The organism is Fulvivirga maritima, from assembly GCF_021389955.1.
GTDB lineage: Bacteria > Bacteroidota > Bacteroidia > Cytophagales > Cyclobacteriaceae > Fulvivirga > Fulvivirga maritima.
In genome coordinates, this window is record NZ_CP089980.1 from 2,528,588 (window position 1) to 2,544,647 (window position 16,060).

At 36.1% G+C, this 16,060-nt stretch carries 20 protein-coding genes and 1 pseudogene; 15 read left to right on the forward strand and 6 right to left on the reverse strand.

Translation table 11 applies throughout. The features are described 5' to 3' along the window. The first annotated feature begins 1 nt into the window (after position 1). From rpmD to LVD15_RS10855, 15 genes are all read left to right on the forward strand, one after another. The gene (gene rpmD, locus LVD15_RS10785) at positions 2-181 is read left to right on the forward strand and encodes a 50S ribosomal protein L30 (RefSeq protein ID WP_233780345.1); all 180 of its coding nucleotides are present in this window, start codon (positions 2-4) and stop codon (positions 179-181) included. A gap of 12 nt (positions 182-193) precedes the next feature. Beyond that, a complete protein-coding gene (rplO, locus tag LVD15_RS10790; protein WP_233780346.1) occupies positions 194-640 on the forward strand; it encodes a 50S ribosomal protein L15 in 447 nt (148 codons plus the stop codon). Positions 641-642: 2 nt separating this feature from the next. Next, positions 643-1,956 (forward strand): preprotein translocase subunit SecY, encoded by a 1,314-nt coding sequence (gene secY / locus LVD15_RS10795; RefSeq protein ID WP_233780347.1) that lies wholly within the window; start codon positions 643-645, stop codon positions 1,954-1,956. A 6-nt stretch (positions 1,957-1,962) separates the two neighbouring features. Then, positions 1,963-2,736 carry a type I methionyl aminopeptidase gene (gene map / locus LVD15_RS10800; RefSeq protein WP_233780348.1) on the forward strand — a complete coding sequence of 258 codons (774 nt, stop codon included), beginning with the start codon at positions 1,963-1,965 and terminating at the stop codon, positions 2,734-2,736. A 3-nt stretch (positions 2,737-2,739) separates the two neighbouring features. After that, positions 2,740-2,958 (forward strand): translation initiation factor IF-1, encoded by a 219-nt coding sequence (gene infA, locus LVD15_RS10805; protein ID WP_202244599.1) that lies wholly within the window; start codon positions 2,740-2,742, stop codon positions 2,956-2,958. Positions 2,959-2,963: 5 nt separating this feature from the next. Beyond that, positions 2,964-3,080, forward strand: coding sequence for a type B 50S ribosomal protein L36 (ykgO, locus tag LVD15_RS10810; RefSeq protein WP_002695078.1), 117 nt, complete (start codon positions 2,964-2,966; stop codon positions 3,078-3,080). Positions 3,081-3,083: 3 nt separating this feature from the next. Then, entirely contained in the window at positions 3,084-3,461 is a 378-nt protein-coding gene (gene rpsM, locus LVD15_RS10815) for a 30S ribosomal protein S13 (RefSeq protein WP_233780349.1), read from the forward strand. Positions 3,462-3,505: 44 nt separating this feature from the next. Further along, positions 3,506-3,898, forward strand: coding sequence for a 30S ribosomal protein S11 (rpsK, locus tag LVD15_RS10820; protein ID WP_202244597.1), 393 nt, complete (start codon positions 3,506-3,508; stop codon positions 3,896-3,898). Positions 3,899-3,920: 22 nt separating this feature from the next. Beyond that, on the forward strand, positions 3,921-4,526 hold the full coding sequence (gene rpsD, locus LVD15_RS10825; RefSeq protein WP_233780350.1) for a 30S ribosomal protein S4: 606 nt from the start codon (positions 3,921-3,923) through the stop codon (positions 4,524-4,526). A 69-nt stretch (positions 4,527-4,595) separates the two neighbouring features. Next, on the forward strand, positions 4,596-5,585 hold the full coding sequence (locus tag LVD15_RS10830; protein WP_233780351.1) for a DNA-directed RNA polymerase subunit alpha: 990 nt from the start codon (positions 4,596-4,598) through the stop codon (positions 5,583-5,585). Between the two features lie 5 nt (positions 5,586-5,590). Further along, the gene (rplQ, locus tag LVD15_RS10835; RefSeq protein ID WP_233780352.1) at positions 5,591-6,124 is read left to right on the forward strand and encodes a 50S ribosomal protein L17; all 534 of its coding nucleotides are present in this window, start codon (positions 5,591-5,593) and stop codon (positions 6,122-6,124) included. Between the two features lie 96 nt (positions 6,125-6,220). Continuing rightward, on the forward strand, positions 6,221-7,327 hold the full coding sequence (carA, locus tag LVD15_RS10840; protein ID WP_233780353.1) for a glutamine-hydrolyzing carbamoyl-phosphate synthase small subunit: 1,107 nt from the start codon (positions 6,221-6,223) through the stop codon (positions 7,325-7,327). Positions 7,328-7,357: 30 nt separating this feature from the next. Next, positions 7,358-8,644 (forward strand): phosphopyruvate hydratase, encoded by a 1,287-nt coding sequence (eno, locus tag LVD15_RS10845; protein WP_233780354.1) that lies wholly within the window; start codon positions 7,358-7,360, stop codon positions 8,642-8,644. Between the two features lie 76 nt (positions 8,645-8,720). Beyond that, positions 8,721-9,011, forward strand: a complete 291-nt coding sequence (locus LVD15_RS10850; protein ID WP_233780355.1) for an FtsB family cell division protein — start codon at positions 8,721-8,723, stop codon at positions 9,009-9,011. After that, positions 9,008-9,529, forward strand: a complete 522-nt coding sequence (locus LVD15_RS10855) for a hypothetical protein (RefSeq protein WP_233780356.1) — start codon at positions 9,008-9,010, stop codon at positions 9,527-9,529. Before LVD15_RS10850 ends, LVD15_RS10855 begins: the two co-directional genes overlap by 4 nt. A gap of 19 nt (positions 9,530-9,548) precedes the next feature. Here LVD15_RS10855 and LVD15_RS10860 read toward each other — a convergent pair whose 3' ends face one another. The 6 genes and pseudogenes from LVD15_RS10860 to LVD15_RS10880 form a co-directional block, all read right to left on the reverse strand. Continuing rightward, entirely contained in the window at positions 9,549-10,784 is a 1,236-nt protein-coding gene (locus LVD15_RS10860) for a hybrid sensor histidine kinase/response regulator (RefSeq protein WP_233780357.1), read from the reverse strand. Between the two features lie 72 nt (positions 10,785-10,856). Next, positions 10,857-10,940: pseudogene (locus tag LVD15_RS27270) on the reverse strand (hypothetical protein); the annotation flags it as partial. Positions 10,941-10,950: 10 nt separating this feature from the next. Then, complete coding sequence (locus tag LVD15_RS10865) at positions 10,951-12,309, reverse strand: PAS domain S-box protein (protein WP_233780358.1); 1,359 nt, start codon at positions 12,307-12,309, stop codon at positions 10,951-10,953. 47 nt (positions 12,310-12,356) lie between these two features. After that, positions 12,357-13,703, reverse strand: a complete 1,347-nt coding sequence (locus LVD15_RS10870; protein WP_233780359.1) for a sigma-54-dependent transcriptional regulator — start codon at positions 13,701-13,703, stop codon at positions 12,357-12,359. Further along, positions 13,703-14,767 carry a glycosyltransferase family 4 protein gene (locus tag LVD15_RS10875; RefSeq protein WP_233780360.1) on the reverse strand — a complete coding sequence of 355 codons (1,065 nt, stop codon included), beginning with the start codon at positions 14,765-14,767 and terminating at the stop codon, positions 13,703-13,705. The genes LVD15_RS10870 and LVD15_RS10875 overlap by 1 nt, the downstream gene beginning before the upstream one ends. Positions 14,768-14,778: 11 nt before the next feature. Then, complete coding sequence (locus LVD15_RS10880; protein WP_233780361.1) at positions 14,779-15,990, reverse strand: DUF1972 domain-containing protein; 1,212 nt, start codon at positions 15,988-15,990, stop codon at positions 14,779-14,781. Between the last annotated feature and the right edge of the window lie 70 nt (positions 15,991-16,060).

Here is a 16,060-nt window from a genome sequence, read left to right on the forward strand (position 1 = left end):
AATGGCAAAAGTTAAAATATCTCAGGTGAAAAGTGCCATAGGCAGACCTGAAAGACAGAAAAGAACGATACAAGCTCTTGGTTTAGGTAAGATCAGTAAATCAGTAGAGGTAGAATTAACACCGCAGATCCAAGGTATGATCAATAAGGTGAGCCATTTGGTATCTGTAAGTGAACTATAACCGATTGAACAGATGAAATTAAATACATTAACACCTGCAAAAGGTTCAGTAAAGAATAAGAAGAGAATTGGTCGTGGACAAGGTTCTGGTAAAGGTGGCACTGCTACAAGAGGTCACAAAGGAGCTAAGTCCCGTTCAGGATACTCTAAAAAATTAGGATTCGAAGGTGGTCAAATGCCATTGCAAAGAAGAGTTCCTAAATTTGGATTTACTAATCCTAACAAGGTAGAGTATAAAGCGATTAATTTAGATACTATCCAGTCACTTATTGAAAGTGCAAGTGTAGAAACAATCAAATTCAATGATTTGGTTGAGCACGGATTGGCTGGTAAAAATGATAAAGTTAAAATATTAGGTAGAGGTGAATTGAAATCTAAGGTTGATGTTGAAGCGCACGCGTTCTCTTCCTCTGCTGCCAAGGCTATAGAAGCTGCTGGTGGTAAAGTTACTCAACTATAATTATGAAGAAGTTTTTCACTACAATACGGAATATATTCGCAATAGAAGATCTTAGAGTAAGAATTCTAAATACTATCGGTTTTCTGATAGTATTTAGACTCGGATCATATATTGTGTTACCTGGTGTTGATACTGATGCTTTAGGAGCTGGTCCTCAAGGTGGTATATTTGATTTATTAAATACTTTCCTAGGAGGTTCTTTTAAGAGATCATCAATTTTCGCGCTAGGTATAATGCCTTATATCTCGGCATCAATTGTTATTCAGCTATTAACAGTGGCTGTTCCGTATTTTCAGAAACTACAGAAGGAAGGTGAATCTGGGCGTAAGAGATTAACTCAGATTACTAGGGTACTTACTATTTTAATTACACTTGCTCAATCAGCAGGTTATTTGGCCACTACTATACCAGGAGAGGCTATTATGTATTCTCCATCATTCTTCCAGGTTACATCAATGATTATTTTGGTTGCTGGAACAATGTTCTGTATGTGGTTAGGTGAAAAAATTACGGACAAAGGAATTGGTAATGGTATATCGATGTTAATTATGATCGGTATCATTTCAAGATTACCAGGATCTTTGCTTAACGAAATGCTTGATAGAGGTATGAGTGGAGCATTGATGTTTGTACTTGAAATTGTTGCCTTATTCTTTATAGTAGTGGGCGTTGTAGCATTAACACAAGCTACTAGAAGAATACCGATTCAATACGCAAAACAAGTTATAGGTAATAAATTATACGGTGGTAAAAGGGATTACATTCCTTTGAAAATTAATGCCTCAGGTGTTATGCCTATCATCTTTGCTCAAGCATTGATGTTTATACCGCCTTTAATTGCTGGTATATGGAAGGAAAGTGAAGTGGGGTCTTATATAGGGTCTACCTTCTCAAATCCATATTCATGGCAGTACAATTTATTGTTCGGTTTATTAATATTGATATTTACTTTCTTTTATACAGCAATTACGGTTAATCCGAATGATATAGCTGATAATTTGAAAAGAAATGGCGGGTTCATACCAGGTATAAAGCCAGGAAAACAAACTTCTGATTTTATAGATGAGGTTTTAACCCGAATAACATTACCCGGTTCAATCTTTTTAGCTATAGTAGCTATACTTCCGGCATTTGCTGTTCAAGCAGGAGTAAGCGCCAATTTCTCTCAGTTTTATGGAGGTACTTCTCTTTTGATTATGGTGGGTGTTATCTTAGACACTCTTCAGCAAATTGAAAGTTACTTACTAATGAGACATTATGAGGGAATGATGAAGTCTGGAAAAGTGAAAGGTAGATCTCAAACAGTAGCAGCATAGCTATAAATGGTATATTACAAAACTCGAGAAGAGGTTGAATTAATAAAAGAAAGTGCCCTTATATTAGGTAAGGCGCACGGAGAAGTAGCCAAAGCTATTAAGCCAGGAGTAAAGACTATAGAGCTTGATAAGATAGCTGAGGAGTTTATAAGAGATAATGGAGGTGTACCTTCATTTAAGAATTATAACGGCTTCCCTTCTTCATTATGTATTTCTGTTAATGAAGATGTAGTGCACGGGTTTCCCGGAGACTATGAATTGAAAGATGGAGATATAATATCTGTAGATGGGGGAGTTTTTTATAAAGGTTTTCATAGTGATTCCGCTTATACTTATCCAATAGGAGAAGTAGATGAAGAAGTAATAAAACTTTTAAAGCGTACTAAGGAATCTCTTTATAAAGGTATTGAAAAAGCTGTATTTGGAAATAGAATAGGTGATGTAGCCTACGCTATTCAGGAGCATGTAGAGGCTTTCGGATATGGAGTAGTTAGAGAATTGGTAGGACATGGAGTAGGAAAAGATTTACATGAAAGTCCAGAAGTACCTAACTATGGTAAAAGAGGCAAAGGGCCAAAGTTGAAAGAAGGTCTTGTGATTGCAATTGAGCCCATGGTTAATTTGGGGACTCGAAATGTAGTACAAGAATCAGATGGTTGGACCATAAGAACTGCCGATAGAAAACCTTCAGCTCATTATGAGCATACAGTGGCAATATTTAAAGAAGGAACTGAGGTCTTAACGACCCATAAGTTTATAGAAGAAAACTTTAATTTTTAATATATGGCAAAGCAGAAATCTATAGAGCAAGATGGCACGATTACCGAAGCGTTGTCCAATGCTATGTTCAGAGTAGAATTGGAAAATGCTCACGAGGTAATAGCTCATATCTCTGGAAAGATGCGTATGAACTATATTAAGATTTTACCCGGTGACAGGGTTAAATTAGAAATGTCACCATATGATTTGACAAAAGGACGAATTGTTTATCGATATAAATAAGAGACATGAAAGTTAAAGCGTCAGTAAAGAAGCGTAGCGCTGATTGTAAGATAATCAGAAGAAAAGGAAAGGTTTACGTGATCAACAAAAAAAATCCTAGGTTTAAACAAAGACAAGGCTAAGCTATGGCAAGAATTGCAGGAGTAGACATCCCAGATAACAAAAGAGGTGTAATCGCCCTTACCTATATATTTGGTGTAGGTAAAAGTAGTGCTCAGAGAATATTGACTGAGGCTGGAATTGATTGGGACAAAAAGGCACAAGATTGGACAGACGACGAGTCAACTGCCATCCGAAACATTATAAGTGAAAACTTTAAAGTAGAGGGTGTATTGAAATCAGAGGTTCAAATGAGCATTAAGCGATTAATGGACATTGGATGTTATAGAGGGTTAAGACATAGAAAGAGTCTACCTGTAAGAGGACAAAGGACTAAGAACAATTCCAGAACCAGGAAAGGAAAGAGAAAGACTGTAGCCAATAAGAAGAAGGCGACTAAATAATAAATAAAGTTATAAGGTACTAACCGAATAACCAAAAGAATACAATGGCACAAAAAAGAAAAGATAAAGCAAAAAAGCGTGTAGTTGCTGTGGAGGCGATTGGCCAAGCACACATCAAGGCTTCTTTCAATAACATAATTATCTCTTTGACTAACACTACAGGTCAGGTAATTTCATGGGCTTCAGCTGGTAAAATGGGATTCAAAGGTTCTAAAAAGAATACTCCTTATGCAGCTCAAATGGCAGCTCAAGATTGTGCACAAAAGGCATACGATCTTGGGTTAAGAAAAGTGGAAGTTTTTGTTAAAGGACCTGGAGCAGGTAGAGAATCAGCTATCAGGACTATCCAAAATTCTGGTATCGAAATCACCACTATTAAAGATGTGACTCCATTACCTCATAATGGATGTAGACCACCAAAAAGAAGAAGAGTATAACATTTCTAAAGAATAGTATATAATGGCAAGATATAGAGGTCCAAAGACAAAAATAGCCAGACGCTTTAATGAGCCTATTTTCGGCCCAAGCAAGGCATTGCAAAAGAAAAGTTATCCTCCAGGTCAGCATGGACGTGGAAGAAGACGTAAGCAATCTGAATATGCCATCCAGTTGATGGAGAAGCAAAAGGCCAAATATACCTATGGTGTGTTGGAGAAGCAATTTGCTAATCTTTTCGATAAGGCTTCAAGAAAGTCAGGTATTACAGGTGAAGTTTTACTTCAATTACTGGAAACCAGGCTTGATAATACTGTGTTCCGTTTAGGAATAGCTCCTACAAGAAGAGCTGCCAGACAACTTGTGCTTCATAAGCATATTGTTGTGAATGGTGAGGTTGTAAATATACCATCTGTGGCTATTAAGCCTGGTGATACTGTAGGTGTTCGTGAGAGATCTAAATCTTTGGAGGCTATCACTGACAGTTTAGCTACACATGGAGTAAAGAGATTCCCTTGGTTAGAATGGGAGGGTAGTGAAATGGTAGGTAAATTAGTAACTTTACCACAAAGGGATGAAATACCTGAGAATATCAACGAACAATTAATCGTTGAACTTTACTCTAAGTAATTTATAACTTAATAATATTATTAGCCTTACTACTTGGTAGTAAGGCTATAACTATAAAAGCAAAAACCTATGTCAATTTTAGCATTTCAAATGCCTGACAAAGTCGTAATGGAAAAAGCAGATGATTTCCACGGCTTATTTACTTTTAAACCATTAGAAAAAGGGTATGGGGTTACCATAGGTAACGCTTTGAGAAGAATATTACTTTCTTCATTGGAAGGTCATGCTATCACAGGAATTAAAATACCTGGTGTATTACATGAGTTTTCTACTATTGAGGGCGTTGTAGAGGATGTTTCAGAGATTATCTTAAATCTTAAGATGGTTAGATTTAAGAAAATAGGTGAGTCTTTTGATAATAAAATAACAATAGCCATAAAGGGACAAAAGGAATTTACGGCTGGTGATATTGCCAAGAGTACATCTGCTTTTGAAGTGTTAAATCCTGATTTGGTAATTTGTAATCTTGACGAATCAGTAGATATTGAGGTAGAATTGAATGTGGAGAAAGGTAGAGGATACTTGCCTGCTGAGGAAAATAAACCATCAGAACAAGTATTTGGATACATTCCAATTGATGCCATATTTACGCCTATCAAGAACGTTAAATATAGTATCGAAAATACAAGGGTAGAACAAAAAACTGACTATGAGCAGCTTGTGCTTGACATAGAAACAGATGGTTCTATTCACCCAGAAAAGGCTTTGGAAGGAGCCGCTCACATACTTATTCAGCACTTCATGCTGTTCTCAGATAAGTCAATAGAGCTTGAGACAGATAAAGGAGGAGAAATTGAGCAAGTTGATGAGGAAATGCTTCACATGAGAAAGCTTCTCAAAACTCCATTGAATGATCTTGATCTGTCTGTAAGAGCATATAATTGCTTGAAAGCTGCAGATGTGAAAACATTAGGAGACTTAGTTAAGCTTGAAATTTCTGACATGATGAAATTCAGAAATTTCGGTAAAAAATCATTAGCTGAATTAGAACAGTTGGTTCAGGATAAGAACCTTACTTTTGGAATGGATCTATCCAAGTATAAACTTGAAGAAGAATAATTAAAATGAGACACGGGAAAAAATTTAATCACTTAGGTAGAACAGCTCCTCATAGAAAGGCAATGCTTTCTAACATGGCTGCTTCTTTGATTATAAACAAAAGGATAACAACTACGGTAGCTAAAGCTAAAGCGCTTAGAAAGTACGTAGAGCCTTTAATTACCAGAGCTAAAGCTGATACTACTCACTCTAGAAGAATGGTATTCTCTTATCTAAATGATAAGCAGTCTGTAAAAATGTTATTTGACGAAGTAGCTGAAAAGATAGCAGACAGACCAGGCGGATATACTAGAATACTTAAAACTGGAAATAGACTTGGTGATAATGCTGATATGTGTATCATCGAATTAGTTGATTATAACGAATTGTTATTACAAGGAGATAAGCCAGCTAAGTCTAAAACTAGAAGAAGTAGAAGAGGTGGAAAGAGTAGTACTGCTGAAACTCCAAAAGCAGAAGCTACGGCAGAAACTAAAACTGAAGAGCCAAAAGCTCAGGACGAAGCTTCTGAAGAATCTACTGATGAAAAGAAAGATTGATAAGATATCATCGTTGAAAAAAGTTTATAAAAAAGAAGGGATTAGATTTTTATCTAATCCCTTTTTTTATTTTTGTAACTGTAAATCTAGAGAGTAATGAAACTACAAAAACGAGAAAAAGCCTATTTATTATTAGCCGATGGGATGGTGTTTGAAGGAACAGCCATTGGAAAAAAGGGCACTCGCGGAGGAGAAATCTGCTTTAATACAGGAATGACGGGGTATCAAGAGATATATAGTGACCCGTCGTACTACGGTCAAATTATTGTTAATACTAATAGCCATATTGGTAACTACGGAACTATTGAGGAAGAACAAGAATCTAATGGAGCAAAAATTAGTGGAATAGTTGTTAATGACTATTCATACTTATTTAGTAGAAAGACTGCAGAGGGGAGCTTGCAGGAGTATTTAGAGAAAAATGAAGTTGTTGGTATAGCTGATATAGATACTCGCATGCTGGTTAGGCATATTAGAAATAAGGGAGCTATGAATGCCATTATTTCATCGGAGCTTTCTGGAGATGCATTGCAAAATGAGCTAGACAAGGTACCTTCTATGGCAGGATTGGAACTTTCATCACTAGTTAGCACTAAGGAACCTTATTATGAAGGTGATGAAAATAGTGAAATTAAAGTAGCTGTGCTTGATCTGGGAATTAAGAAAAACATACTCAGAAACTTATGTAGTAGAGGTATTTATTGTAAGGTTTTTCCAGCAAAAACTTCTTTTGAAGAGATGCAAGAATGGGGTGCAGATGGATATTTTATATCCAATGGCCCAGGAGATCCTTCGGCAATGCCTTATGCTGTAGAAACTGTAAAGAAAATAATGGATAAGGATGTTCCTCTTTTCGGAATATGCTTAGGCCATCAGATTATGGCAATTGCTTGTGGTATATCTACTTATAAGATGCATCATGGGCATAGAGGGTTGAACCACCCTATTAAAAACGTGAAGAGCGGTTTGAGTGAAATAACTTCTCAAAACCATGGTTTTGCTATCAGTGAGAAGGATGTTGAAAATTCAGAATTGGTAGAGGCGACACATATACATCTAAACGACAAAACTATTGCGGGAATTAAAGTGAAGGGTAAGAAAGCTTTTTGCGTTCAGTATCACCCGGAATCTTCACCGGGTCCACATGACTCAAGATACCTATTTGATCAGTTTATAGAATTGATCAGAGAAAGTAAAAGTTAAATATATATTTTAATTGAAAATTAATATACAATGAGTGTAATTGAAAGTATTCACGCAAGACAAATACTCGACTCTAGAGGTAACCCTACCGTTGAGGTGGATGTAGTAACAGAAAATGGTGTGCTAGGAAGAGCAGCCGTTCCTTCAGGAGCATCTACAGGAAAACATGAGGCCGTTGAATTGAGAGACGGAAACAAGAAGGTTTTCATGGGAAAAGGTGTTTTGAAAGCTGTTGACAATGTGAACTCTATCTTAGCGGAAGAACTTGTAGGTTTTTCTGTATATGATCAGAATTTATTAGATAAAATCATGATTGAAGCTGATGGTACCGATAACAAGGCTAAGCTTGGTGCCAATGCTATCTTAGGAGCTTCTCTTGCTATTGCAAAAGCTGCGGCTAAAGAATCAGGTCAATCATTATATAGATATATAGGTGGTGTAAATGCTAACACGCTTCCTGTGCCTATGATGAACATCTTGAATGGTGGTAGCCATGCAGATAACGCTATTGATTTTCAAGAATTCATGGTAATGCCTGTTAAAGCTGATACTTTTTCAGATGCTTTAAGAATGGGTACTGAGGTATTCCATAACCTTAAAAAAGTACTTTCTGATAAAGGGCTTTCTACAAACGTAGGTGATGAAGGTGGTTTTGCTCCTAACATTGGCTCAAATGAAGAAGCTATCGAAGTGGTACTTCAAGCTATTGAAAAAGCTGGTTTTAAACCAGGAGAGGATATCTATATTGCTATGGATGCAGCTTCTTCTGAGTTCTATGATAGCAAAAAGAAAGTATATGACTTTGCTTCTACAGGAAAACAATTAACTTCTGACGAAATGGTTGAATTCTGGACTAATTGGGTGAATAAATACCCTATTATTTCTTTGGAAGATGCCATGGAAGAAGATGATTGGGACGGATGGAAAAAACTTACTGAGAATGCTGGAAATAAAGTACAGTTGGTAGGTGATGATTTATACGTAACTAACGTTAAAAGATTGCAAGATGGTATTAATCAAGGAGTAGCAAACTCTATCCTTATTAAAGTAAACCAAATTGGTTCTTTAACTGAAACTATCAATACAGTGAACCTGGCTACAAGAAACTCATACACTAGTGTGATGTCTCACAGATCAGGTGAAACTGAAGACAGTACTATTGCTGACTTAGCAGTGGCTCTTAATACAGGTCAAATTAAAACAGGATCTGCTTCAAGATCTGACAGAATGGCTAAGTATAACCAATTGCTAAGAATAGAAGAGGAATTAGGAGAAACAGCTTACTTCCCAGGCATAAAAGCCTTCAACATTAAATAAACTCAAAAGCCCCATGAGTTGGGGCTTTTTTTTTATCCTTACTTTTTAATATCTTAATATACTAAAGAGTTATACTATGAAACTTCCTAAGTTCACTAAAAGCTTTTATTTTTTATTTAGTTTATTCTTCTTGGTCTGGATGCTTTTTATTGATGCAAATGATCTTATTACTCAATTTCAATTAAAAAGCCAGAAAGACAATTTGGAAGATGAAAAGGCGTATTATCTGGAAAAAATAGAAGAAGTGAAAAAGGATAGACAAGAGCTGCTGAGCAATGATGAGCTACTGGAGAAGTTCGCACGTGAAAAGTACTTCATGAAGAAGGAATCTGAAGATTTGTTTGTAATAGTAGAAGAAGAGGAATGAAAAGAATATTCACCTTTGTTGTTTTAAGTTTTTTAACTTTTGGTGCATTTGCCCAAAAACAAGTTGATTTTGAAACGGAACCTTCTTTTTGGGACCGTGTATACTTTGGGGGTGGACTAGGTTTTTTTTCTAATAATACACAAACCAATTTATCTGTATCACCAGTACTTGGTTATATGATCACGCCTAATCTTTCTGCAGGTGTAGGGCTTACCTATCAATATATAAAGTGGAAAAATCTCAATACTAATACTAACCTATATGGTGGAAATACTTTTGTGAGATATAATATCAATCAATTCTTTCTCCAGGGTGAGTACAATCTCATTAATTATCCTAGTTATGATTCAGACTTTCAGGATAGGGAAAACACGAGTAGGGTACTATTTGGAGGAGGAATATCTCAACCTGTAGGTCAGAGAGCGGCCATTAATTTTATGGCCTTATACGATTTTGCTTATGACGTAAATGGTATTTATAGCTCTCCTTGGGAATTTAGAGTCTTTGTTTCATTCTAAATTTCGCATAGCATCTTTCTTAAGAAAGATGATCCTCTCTTATTTTATTTATTACTCCTTCTAAAGAAGTTTTAGAGAAGTAAATCTTTTTTCCTAGCAGTTCCCAATCCTGATTTTCCTCCCAAATTTCGATTTCTCTGATAGTTTCGCTGGCACTAATTTTAAGATTCAGTAGACTAGGTTTTATTTTATGGGCAACTGATTTAACAGTTTTCAAATCTTTATTTTCATAAGCTGATTCCAGCTTGGAAATTTCTTCAGGAACAGTATCTACGACTGTTTGTAGCATTTTTGAAATGAAGGCCATATCACCTCTAGCCATCTCTTCTAAAATGGTGATATCATATTGAGCTTCCTCCTTTTCATTATTTGTAGTCGCATTCACTTTAGTCATCTTTTTGCGTTTGTTAATTACTTTTAAAATTTTATTAATGAGCTTTTGCTCTTCAAATGGTTTTGATATGTAATCATCCATGCCGGCATTTAAGCACTTTTTATCTTCCCCTTTTACTGCATTGGCTGTTTGAGCAATAATTGGGATGTTTTTATCAATGTTTTCTCTGATATAGATTGCAGCATCATAGCCATTCATTATTGGCATTTGTATGTCCATCAGTATAATATCAAAAGAAGCGCTCTTAGCTGTTTTGGTGGCCTCTAAGCCATTAGATGCCTCAGTAATACATGCTCCATGGTTAGAGAGAATAGTTGTGGCCAGAAGCCTGTTAAATTCATTATCTTCTACTAGCAGAATGTTTAATCCGGCAAGTGGCTTTTTCATTTCTGTAGTTTGTGATACTACGGATTCAGAGCACTTTTGGATACCAATTTTTAATGGTATAGAAAATGAAATGGAAGTTCCTTCACCTTTTTTACTTTCAATTTCTAAAGAACCCTGCATTAATTCAGTCAATCTGCTGGAAATAGCCAGTCCCAGACCGGTTCCTCCATATTTTCTGGTTATTCCGGGATCTTCCTGGCTGAAATTTTCAAATAATCTTTTTTTGTATTCAGCATCCATACCAATACCAGTGTCAGAGACTTTAAATCTCACGGTATACTGATCTGATTTAATTTTATGCAAATTAACAGAAACAGAAACTTCTCCTTTATTTGTAAACTTGATAGCATTACCTACCAGATTAATAAGAATTTGATTAATCCTATAAGGGTCTCCAATGAAATTTTCTGGTAAATCTAATGAGTGACAGATGTGATAAAGAAGTCCTTTTTCCTGAGCCTTATACATGAACATTTTTTCTAGTTGTTCTAAAGATTCTTTCAGGTTAAAGTTTACAGCTTCTATTTTTAATTTGCCAGCTTCTATTTTTGATAGATCAAGAATGTCATTAATTATTACCAGTAGATTCTCTCCAGAGGTGTTAATGGCTTTTAAATAATTCTGCTGCTCTTGGTCAAGGCTAGTCTTTTTTTAATAGGTTACTCATCCCTAAAATAGCATTCATTGGAGTTCTTATTTCATGACTCATATTGGCCAAAAAGATTTCTTTAGCTTTCACTGATTCTTCAGCCACTATTTTAGCTTCTCTTAACTCACTTTCAAGCTTTTTTTGAGCGGTAATGTCCAAATGTATCCCTATTGATCCTGTTTGATGCCCCTCAGTGTTATATAGAGGAGCACCACTGATCAAAAGCCATTTCATTTTTCCTTTCTTATCTTTTATCGGAATCTCATACATATTTGAGATCCCCTGCTTTCTGGATTTATTTACTTCTCGCATTACACCGATGTTCTCTTCCTTCAGTAAATAATCAGAAGCAACATTTCCTTTAAGCTCGGTCAGCCCATAGCCTGTTATGTCACAAAAGCATTGATTGGCATGTAATATTCTCTCCTCATTATCTACCTCAAGTAAACCAAGCTTCATGTTGTCTATTATGCTTCTATACTTCTCTTCACTAGCGCTTAAAAGTTTTCGAGATATTTCACGATGAGTAATGTCTCTATATTTCCATAGATGGCCTATATATTGATTTTCTAGAATTACAGGAATGAAATCCCTTTCTAGAATTCTACCATCAACCATTTCAAGGACTTCACCTATTACAGGCTTTTTGTTGGAAAGTAATGTATCAATATTTTTAGCAAAATCATCAGGTTGTTTAAAAAGGCCTTTTACCTGCTCTGCAGATTTAGAACAGTCGCTTCCTATCAATAAATCTGGTTCTACGGGTATATTGAAGAGATCACAAAACTTCTGATTAGTGATGATTATTTTCCGGTTCTCATCTTCAAGCAGAACGCCATTATTTAATCTGGCAATAGTAGTTTTGAGCCTTAAATTGGATTTGTTAATATCAAGTTCAGTATTCTTAATGCCAGAAATATCGGAAAATATACCTGTTATAATTGTAGGGGTATTAGATGCATCTACTTCAGATACAATGCCTCTCAGCATTATCCACTTATAAGCTTCGGAAGGTGTGCTTAGCCGGATTGTGAGGTTTAATTTATCATTCTTTTTTAGATAGGTGTTCTGAATAGTTTTGAGGAAATTAGTTCTATCGTCAGCATGTATATATTCAGACCAAGTGAATAGATCTTCTATTTTATCCTCTTCATGAAACTTGAAGGTAGAGTCGTGCTTGGAAAGTTGTATAGTATTGTTAGATAAATTTACTTCCCAAAAATTATCTTCTAGCTCTCTAATAGTTTTAAGCCTACGTAAACTGGCTTCTAGTTGACACGTATTGTCCTTAGCCGCTACTGAGGCCACTTTTTCTTTATGCTTCTTTATAGTGAATAACTTTGCCTTCATATACCCAACTTCACTATTTCCCAATCCTTTATTCACCCTGCTTTCCACTACAATTCTCCTTCCTTAATCATTTTATATATGGTTGATTTACCTATGTCTAATTTTTTGGCCACTTTCAAAACATTGTTGTCATACTTTTCTAAAAAGTGACGTATGATATCTTTATTATATTCCTTCATGGTTTTCTCTTCCGTAACGAAGCTATCTTTTTTATCTGTAGGAATAAAAGAGATATCCTTTTCTGTAATGGTGTTGTCATCGCACATTACAGCTGCCAGTTCTATTATTGATTTTAGCTCACGTATATTGCCAGGAAAACCATAGCCCATGAGCTTTTTCTTTGCATGTTTATCTATAGTGATTGTATCTAACTTATTCTCTTTGCTAAACTGTTTTAGGAAATATTCTGCCAGCACAAAAATGTCGTTACCACGCTCTCTAAGCGGTGGGGAGGTAATAGGTAGCCCAACTATTCTATAATAAAGATCTTCTCTGAAATTGCCTTCATTTACTTCTGCAGCTAAATTTTTATGCGTAGCTATTATTACTCTTATGTCTAGCTGTATGCTTTTGTTACTACCAAGTCTGGTAATTTCTCTTTCTTGCAGAACCCGGAGCAGTTTGCTTTGAAGTTCTAAAGGCATCTCACCGATTTCATCCAGGAAGATGGTTCCCTTATTGGCTTCTTCAAATTTACCAGGCTTGCTGCCAACGGCACCGGTAAAGGCCCCTTTTTCATATCCAAAAAGCTCGCTTTCCAATAGGTTAGCAGGGATTGCAGCCATGTTTACGGGTACAAAGGCCTTGTTTTTTCTGGGTGAGTTATAGTGAATGGCTTGAGCTACTAACTCCTTTCCTGTACCGGTTTCGCCCGTGATTGAAACATTAATGTTTGTTTTGGCGGCTTTATTCATTACCTCAAATAGTTTAGTTACCTGAGGGCTATTGCCTTTGATCAACTTATCAAAGTCATACTTTTCATCTAACTGCTGTTTGAGACTTTTAACCTCTTCTCTTAAATCTTGTGTTTCCTTGATTTTTCCTACTGCATTCCAAACTAGTTCTTTAGTGTCATCATTCTTAATGAAATAGTCAGAAACCCCCATTTTGAGCAACTTTAAAGCGATGCCTACCTGCTCTTGGCCACTTACCACAATAACAGGCGTATTAGGGAGCTTGCTCTTTATCTTAGAAAAGAGCTCATCTCCATCGATATCTGGCAGAGAGTAGTCCAGAGTAATAAGATCTGGATTTTTTGATAATGAGGCCAACACTTCTTTTGCGGTTTTAAATAATTCTACTTCATGATCAGGGTTTTGAGATAGATGATACTTTAGCATTTCGCCAAACCAAGGGTCATCTTCAACAATAAATATTCTGTATGTTTGGGGCATTAGCCGTCCTCCTCACTATAAGCCAGATATTTGCTATCTGTTTTGGTTAATAATCTTTTATATCTATACCAAAAGATACATAAGATGTATTCAATTATCAATAATGAGGCTAAAATAGATAAAGACTGTCGTGTACATAATAAAGCTGTAATTACAAAAGTGGTATGAATCAAATAGATTTTGTAAGATGCTTTCATGTGATTAGCACTGTTATTTAAAATGAGGTGATGGATGTGATTTTTGTCAGCGGAAAAAGGAGATCTTCCTTGAACAATTCTTTCCATAAACAACCTCAGAGTATCAAAAACAGGTAGAGCTAATAGACCGATTACTAAATTTATATTTACTTCAATAGGGTAAATATTATGAATGTCAGTAGTGATGATATGAATGCCTAACACGGCGAAAATAAATCCCAGAACTAATGATCCGGAATCTCCCATAAAAATCTTTGCGGGATGGAAGTTGTAAATCAAAAAGCTAAATAGTAGCCCGCTAACGAGAGCACAGAATAAAGCTAAGTCAGTTTGACCAATCATATAAAATACTACAGAAAGTACAGTGGTGTTAATGAAGGATAAACCTCCGGCCAGCCCATCAATCCCGTCAATAAGGTTAAAGGCATTGGTTACACCTGCTATTATAATGATGGTAAAAGGAATTTGCAGCCATGGAGCTACCTCATAGATTCCTAAAATGCCGTGTAATGATTCTACCTTAATGCCAGCAAAAGCAATGGCACCAGCGCATAGTAATTGTACCGCTAATCTTACTATTGATGAAATGTCAAATTTATCATCAAGCAACCCAATCATAAAAAGCATGGATATGGTGATGATGAAAACATTCCATTGTTCTAAATATGTTTGAGAGGGAAGTATTGCATAAAAGGCAGAGATTCCCAGAAAAACGGCAACGCCGCCCAGAGCTGGTATTGGGGCTTTGTGCACTTTTCTGTGGTTGGGCTTATCTACAAACTTATAGCGTATACCCCAATATCTGATTAGTGGTAATAATATGATTCCAACTATAAACCCTATTGATGCATATATTAATGTATTCATAATTTCAGGTTTTATTGTTTGTGTATTGATTCAAGTGAAGAATAGTGAGCCATTTCATACTGGAGCAGATCGTCAGTCTGAACGGCAGAAGATAACTGTGGAGAGACTTTTCCTTTCGTTTTTTTGAAGGCTAAAGTGTCAACCAGGTATCCATACTTATTAGCTATAACCTCCCATGTATATCGTCTTTTCGCAATATTCTTCATGGTAGTGCTTAGTTGCTTTAGCTCCTCGTTACTGGTTGAAGCCAATAGTTCTTGCAGCTCATAAGTGTTTTGGAAATATTTGGCTTTATTTTCCGTAGTAGCCCTATTGTAGCAAACATCAAAACAGAAGATGGCTCTTTCCAGGTACATGGCTTCTACAAGTGATGGGTTGGTGCCGCCGGCACTATGGCCGTGGATGTAAACCTTGCAGTTTCCTCTTAGTACATCCAGACTTTCTTGCTCATAAATAGGATCCAGAAGGTGTAGATGTTCATATTTTTGGTAACGCTCTCTACAAGAGGTTCCATATTCACTGTTTTTCCAATTACCTACTAGCACCAGAGCTAAATTGCTTTGCTTAGCAAAACTTTCAAGTACCATCTGTATATTGTTCTCAGGTTCTATTCTACAAACCTTAAAGGCATAAGGAGAAGCTAAAAAGGGATATTGTCTGATGTGCTCCTCTTTGATTTCTCTTTTAAGTGTGTGGTCTCCGCCATATTCAATTACATTGCTCAGGGTTTTATATTCTGTAGCAGTATAGTCTTGAATAGCCTCATTGTCTGATATGTCTACGTGAGAATATTTTACTGCAAGCCGCTCGCAAAACCTCAAATATTTTTTAACGTACTTACCCCATTTATCTCGCTTCCACTCTACTCCATCAATGGAAATAATTATTTTCTTATTAGTAAACCACTTTACAAAGGGCAAAACAATAGCTCCTGGCACACCCAATACCAATAATACGTCAGCATAAAATATCGCATGTAATATTGATATGATGTCATAAATAATGCTTTGTGCTCCATTGGCATCAAAAGGTAAGTAAACTAATCTCGCTCCGTTATATTCCTTTAATCGTTCTGCTTTAGTATACTTTTTTGCACTGCAGTATACTGTAAGATTGTATTTTTTGTTTAGGAATTGAGTAAGGTAACTGACCAGTGTTTCAAAGCCGCCGTAATTGGCTGGTAAACCGACGGTTCCTATAATGGCTAATTTTTTCGTTTTCATGGTAGTTAGTTTTATTACTACTATCTATGCTCAATTTGTGCCAACAACCAAAAGGGCTTTAATAGCCCAA

What these genes read in the sequence shown, in the direction of transcription:
- LVD15_RS10855 (WP_233780356.1), top strand. Translation starts at nt 9,008, where the DNA reads ATGAAAAGAATATTCACCTTTGTTGTTTTAAGTTTTTTAACTTTTGGT.
- LVD15_RS10860 (WP_233780357.1), bottom strand. Translation starts at nt 10,784, where the DNA reads ATGTTCATGTATAAGGCTCAGGAAAAAGGACTTCTTTATCACATCTGT.
- LVD15_RS10875 (WP_233780360.1), bottom strand. Translation starts at nt 14,767, where the DNA reads ATGAATACATTAATATATGCATCAATAGGGTTTATAGTTGGAATCATA.
- rplO (WP_233780346.1), top strand. Translation starts at nt 194, where the DNA reads ATGAAATTAAATACATTAACACCTGCAAAAGGTTCAGTAAAGAATAAG.
- rplQ (WP_233780352.1), top strand. Translation starts at nt 5,591, where the DNA reads ATGAGACACGGGAAAAAATTTAATCACTTAGGTAGAACAGCTCCTCAT.
- infA (WP_202244599.1), top strand. Translation starts at nt 2,740, where the DNA reads ATGGCAAAGCAGAAATCTATAGAGCAAGATGGCACGATTACCGAAGCG.
- LVD15_RS10865 (WP_233780358.1), bottom strand. Translation starts at nt 12,309, where the DNA reads ATGAAGGCAAAGTTATTCACTATAAAGAAGCATAAAGAAAAAGTGGCC.
- LVD15_RS10870 (WP_233780359.1), bottom strand. Translation starts at nt 13,703, where the DNA reads ATGCCCCAAACATACAGAATATTTATTGTTGAAGATGACCCTTGGTTT.
- rpsK (WP_202244597.1), top strand. Translation starts at nt 3,506, where the DNA reads ATGGCACAAAAAAGAAAAGATAAAGCAAAAAAGCGTGTAGTTGCTGTG.
- rpmD (WP_233780345.1), top strand. Translation starts at nt 2, where the DNA reads ATGGCAAAAGTTAAAATATCTCAGGTGAAAAGTGCCATAGGCAGACCT.
- LVD15_RS10830 (WP_233780351.1), top strand. Translation starts at nt 4,596, where the DNA reads ATGTCAATTTTAGCATTTCAAATGCCTGACAAAGTCGTAATGGAAAAA.
- carA (WP_233780353.1), top strand. Translation starts at nt 6,221, where the DNA reads ATGAAACTACAAAAACGAGAAAAAGCCTATTTATTATTAGCCGATGGG.
- ykgO (WP_002695078.1), top strand. Translation starts at nt 2,964, where the DNA reads ATGAAAGTTAAAGCGTCAGTAAAGAAGCGTAGCGCTGATTGTAAGATA.
- rpsM (WP_233780349.1), top strand. Translation starts at nt 3,084, where the DNA reads ATGGCAAGAATTGCAGGAGTAGACATCCCAGATAACAAAAGAGGTGTA.
- map (WP_233780348.1), top strand. Translation starts at nt 1,963, where the DNA reads ATGGTATATTACAAAACTCGAGAAGAGGTTGAATTAATAAAAGAAAGT.
- eno (WP_233780354.1), top strand. Translation starts at nt 7,358, where the DNA reads ATGAGTGTAATTGAAAGTATTCACGCAAGACAAATACTCGACTCTAGA.
- rpsD (WP_233780350.1), top strand. Translation starts at nt 3,921, where the DNA reads ATGGCAAGATATAGAGGTCCAAAGACAAAAATAGCCAGACGCTTTAAT.
- LVD15_RS10880 (WP_233780361.1), bottom strand. Translation starts at nt 15,990, where the DNA reads ATGAAAACGAAAAAATTAGCCATTATAGGAACCGTCGGTTTACCAGCC.
- LVD15_RS10850 (WP_233780355.1), top strand. Translation starts at nt 8,721, where the DNA reads ATGAAACTTCCTAAGTTCACTAAAAGCTTTTATTTTTTATTTAGTTTA.
- secY (WP_233780347.1), top strand. Translation starts at nt 643, where the DNA reads ATGAAGAAGTTTTTCACTACAATACGGAATATATTCGCAATAGAAGAT.